Annotated in this window: 3 protein-coding genes; all 3 read left to right on the top strand. The window is 77.2% G+C overall.

All coding sequences use genetic code 11. The features are described from left to right. The first annotated feature begins 115 nt into the window (after positions 1-115). The 3 genes from V7E46_RS32690 to V7E46_RS32680 all read left to right on the top strand — a co-directional run bounded on the left by V7E46_RS32690 (position 116) and on the right by V7E46_RS32680 (position 4,215). Positions 116-2,152 (top strand): sensor histidine kinase, encoded by a 2,037-nt coding sequence (locus V7E46_RS32690; protein WP_333771797.1) that lies wholly within the window; start codon positions 116-118, stop codon positions 2,150-2,152. After that, positions 2,149-2,796, top strand: a complete 648-nt coding sequence (locus V7E46_RS32685) for a response regulator transcription factor (RefSeq protein ID WP_329172963.1) — start codon at positions 2,149-2,151, stop codon at positions 2,794-2,796. The genes V7E46_RS32690 and V7E46_RS32685 overlap by 4 nt, the downstream gene beginning before the upstream one ends. Positions 2,797-2,940: 144 nt before the next feature. Continuing rightward, a complete protein-coding gene (locus V7E46_RS32680; RefSeq protein ID WP_333771796.1) occupies positions 2,941-4,215 on the top strand; it encodes an alpha/beta hydrolase in 1,275 nt (424 codons plus the stop codon). Positions 4,216-4,349 lie beyond the last annotated feature (134 nt).

Below are 4,349 nucleotides of genomic sequence, written 5' to 3'. Positions count from 1 at the left end.
GGATAACGGCCGGGGCGCGCCCCGGCCGTTATCCTGCCGCCATGCCACGGGGGACAGGGGACGAGGTGCGCCGCGCGGCGGGTCCGTACGCGTACCGGCCGGGACGGTGACCGCCGTGCCGCTCGGTACGGCCGGCGCTGTCGCCGCGTCCGCCGCCGTGCTGCTCGCGCTGTACGCGCTGGCGCTCCGGCGCACCGCGGGTCTCGCCGCCGCGGGGTCGGCACTGGCCGTTCTGGCGGCCACCGCGACCGGCGCGGTGGTGGGCCTGCGGCCGTGGAATGTCGCGGGGACCGCGCTGGTGGCCGCGGGCGCCGCAGCCGTCGCCTGGGTCCTGGGCCGGTCCCGGCGACGCAGGCGCGCCGAGCGGTCCGCGCTGGCCGCGTACCGTACGGGCGCTGCCGCGATCCCGCGGTTCGCCGCGCTCGCCGAACGGGACCGGCTCGCCGTCGAACTGCACGACGTGGCCGCCCACCGCCTCACCGCGATCGTCGTCTCCGCCGCGGCGGCGCAACGCCTCGCCGACCCCGAGTGCACTGCCGCCGCACTGCGCCACGCGGCCACCGCCGCCCGCCGGGCGATGACGGAGCTCGACCTCCTCACCGACCGCGGCGGCAGCGGAAGCGGCGACGACGGCTCGGATCCCGACAGCGCCGCCACGCTCGCCGGCATCGGCGCCCTGGCCGCCGAGTCCGGCGCCCGCTACCGCACCACCGCGACCGCCGTCCCCGCGCCGACCGCCGCCCTCGCCCACCGCGTCGTGCGCGAGGCCCTGACCAACACGGCGCGCTACGCCCGCGGTTCCGCGATACGTATCGCCGTCGACGCCGCCCCCGAGCTGCTCACCGTCACCGTCAGCGACAGCGGCGGCAGCACGCCGGAACCCCACCTCGGCACCGGCCACGGCCTGCCGGGCCTGCGCACCACCGTCGCCGCCGCCGGCGGCATCCTCAGCTACGGCCCCACCGGCTCCGGCTGGACCGTCCGGGCCGAACTCCCCTTGCCCCCGGACCCGCCCGGGGCTTCCGGCCGCGGGCCGCTGCGGCGGCCACCGGCCCCGCCCGGCCCGCGCCGCCCCCTCTGGCGCGGGCCCACCGCGCTCGACTGGGCGCTGGTCGTCCTCGCCGTCGCGCTGTCGCTCGGGGCCAGTCTGCTGTCGGACGACGTGCCCGACTCCTTTCGCGGTGTGCTGCCGAGCGTGCCCGTGGTGGTGCTGTCCGGGCTGCACGCGGTGCCGTTGGGGTGGCGGTCGCGGGCGCCCGGCGTGGGGCTGGCGGCGGTCCTGTCGGCGCTGCTGCTGTGGTGGGGGTGCGATCGGGCGGGGTGGACATCGCCGCCGGTCAGCGACATCTTCCTGGTCTACTGGTGGGTCGAGCTGACGTTCGTCTACAGCGCGGGCGCCTATCTGGCGGTGCGGCGCGGCCTGGTGGCGCCGGTGGCGGTGGCCGCGACCGGCGGGCTGGCGCTGGCCAGCGCGGGCGGCATCACCGGCAGCAGGGCGGCGGCCTGGGCGGCGCTGACCGGGCTGCTGGCGGTGCCGTCGTTCGCGCTGTGGCGGCTGGGCCTGGCCACCGCCCGGCGGCGGGAGCGGCGCGGGGCCGCTGCCGCGCGGGGGCGGGCACTGCTCGAACGGGACTCCGACGCCGCCGTACGCGACCAGCGCCGGCGGATCGCCGCGGGCCTGCTGCATACCGCCCGGCGGCACGCGGCGAACGTGGCCGCCGCGGCCGACGCCGGACGGCTCGACGCCGTCCTGCGCGAAGCACGCGAAGGCCTCGGCGCGCTCCGCGAACTCCTCGGCGGCCTGCGCGACCGGGACGGCGCGACCGCCCCGCCGCCCACCGTCGCCGGGATCGCCGCGCTGGCCACCCGGTACGGCGCGACCGTCCGCTACCGCGGCCCCCACCGGGCGGTGCCTGTCGTCGTGGGGGTGGCCGCGTACCGGATCGCGGCGCTGCTGCTCGCCGAGGGCGTGACGCTCACCGTGCTCCGCCTGGACGCGGGCGTCGAACTCACCGCGCCGCCGCCCGCGGGCCCCGGCGCCCTGCGGCACGTGCGGGCGGCGGCCGACGCCGTGGGCGGTACGCTCACCAGGACCGACGACGACGCGGTACGCGTGTGGCTGCCGGAGGTGTTCCTATCGCGATCAGGGTGACGGTCGCCGACGACCAGGCGGTCGTACGCGCGGGCATCGCGGCGATCGTCGACGCGGAGCCCGGCCTGTCCGTCGTCGGCCAGGCCGCCGACGGGGAGTCGGCCGTGGCGCTCGCCCTGGAACTGCGCCCGGACGTCGCACTGATGGACATCAGGATGCCCGGCGCCGGCGGCCTGGCCGCCACCGCCCGGATCACCGCGGGAGCCCCCGCCACCCGCGTCATCGTCCTCACCACCTTCGACCTCGACGAGTACGTGTTCGCTGCGCTGCGCGCCGGGGCCGTCGGCTTCCTGCTGAAGGACGCCGAGCCGGAACGGGTCGTCGACGCCGTACGGGTGGTCGCCGGCGGGGCCGCCCTGCTCGACCCCGCGGTGACCGGACGGCTGATCGCGCGGTACGCCGCCGGGCCGCCCTTGCGAACCGACGCGGCGCGGCTGGCACGGCTCACCCCGCGCGAGACCGAGGTCCTGCGGCACGTCGCGCGCGGTCTGGCCAACGCGGAGATCGCCGCGGCGCTGGGCATCAGTCCGGCCACCGTCAAGGACCACGTCGCGGTGGTCCTCGGCAAGCTGGGCGTACGCGACCGGGTCCAGGCGACGATCGCCGCGTACGAGACGGGTCTGGTCCGCCCAGGAGCCGGCTGAACCACCGGCCGGCAGCGCCGCGTGCGAGGCGGACCCCCGCCGTGCGGCGGGGTCCGGCACCCCGCCGACCAGCGGATTCCGGCGCTGACGGCTCGTCCGGGCGCACGACGACCAAGTGGCCGGGGCGTACCTAGCGTCAGTGGCATGGCACAGAGACTTCCCGCGCTTCCCCCGCCCGCCCGCCGCGTACTCGGCGGCGTCCTCCTCATCGGCACGGTCGTGCTGACACCCGCTGCCGCGGCGGCCGGCCTCGTCGCGGCGGCGTTCGCCACCGCGAGCGTTCCGCTGCTCGCCCTGTGCGGCCTGGCCGTCGCCGCGGCGACGGCCGCGCTGCTCGGCCGCGGGGCGTTCGCCCTGCTCGGCAAGGGCGGCCTGCGGGCGACCTGCGCGCTCACCGGCGTGCTGCTGCTCGCCGTCGCGGCGCTCGCCGCCGGTACGGTCCTCCGTCCGATGCCGACCTCCGCCGCGCTCCCGGTCCCGCCGGGCGTCAGCTTCTGGAACCTGCCGACCGGCTCGCGGATCGCCTATGCGCACGCGCCCGCCGCCGGCACCCCGAGGCCGACCCCGGTCGTATTCCTGCACGGCGGCCCCGGCACCCCGGCCGAGGGCATTCCCGCCGGCGGCAGGGAACTGGCCGCGGACGGCTTCGACGTCTACTCGTACGACCAGGTGGGCGCCGGACGCTCCACCCGGCTCTCCGACATCACCCAGTACACCGTGGCCCGCCAGGTCGCGGACCTCGACGCGATCCGCCGCACGATCGGCGCGGACCGGATCATCCTCGTCGGCCAGTCGTGGGGCGGTTCGCTGGCCGCCCAGTACCTGCTGGCGCACAGCACGCACGTCGCCAAAGCCGTCTTCACCTCGCCGGGCGCGCTGTGGGGCCGTGAATACCCCGGCCCGGCGGCGGGAGACCCCTGGGACCACCTGACGCCGGCCGAGCGCTCGGCCCGTGACCGGCTCAACAGCAAGCCGCGGCTGATCGCCGCCGCCCTGCTCCTCCAGGTCAACCCGCGGGCCGCGCACGCCCTGGTAGGCGACGGCGAACTCGACCACTGGATGCACGAGTTGGCCCTGCTCGGCAAGGACACCACCTCGTGCGCGGGCACGGAGCCCACCGAGGCGCACTCCAACCCGCAGGGTTTCTACAGCAACCAGATGACCGTCAAGGACTTCGAGCAGCTCCCCGACCCGCGCCCCCGGCTGCGTGCGGTCCACGTCCCCTCGCTGGTCATGAGGGGGGAGTGCGACTTCATCAAACCCGCCGTGACCCAGGAATACCGGCAGACCCTCCCGGACTCCCGCATGGTCCGCATCAAGGGCGCGGGCCACGCCATCTCCCACAGCCGACCCGCCCTCTACACCGCCCTGCTGCGGGCCTTCCTGCTCGACCGCCCCTTGCCGGCGCCCGCGTCGTGAATCCGCCGTCCGCCCGGTCGCGGGGCGGGGTTCACGAAGCGGGGGCGGCGCCGGCGCTGGGGGCGCGGAGGTGATCGGCGTGCCGGGTGACGGTGTCGATGCGGGTGGCGAGGTCGGGGTGACCGGTTCGCAGG

Source organism: Streptomyces sp. IBSBF 2435 (genome assembly GCF_036815005.1).
Classification (GTDB): Bacteria; Actinomycetota; Actinomycetes; order Streptomycetales; family Streptomycetaceae; genus Actinacidiphila.
This window is presented reverse-complemented; position numbering and strand designations above follow the sequence as displayed.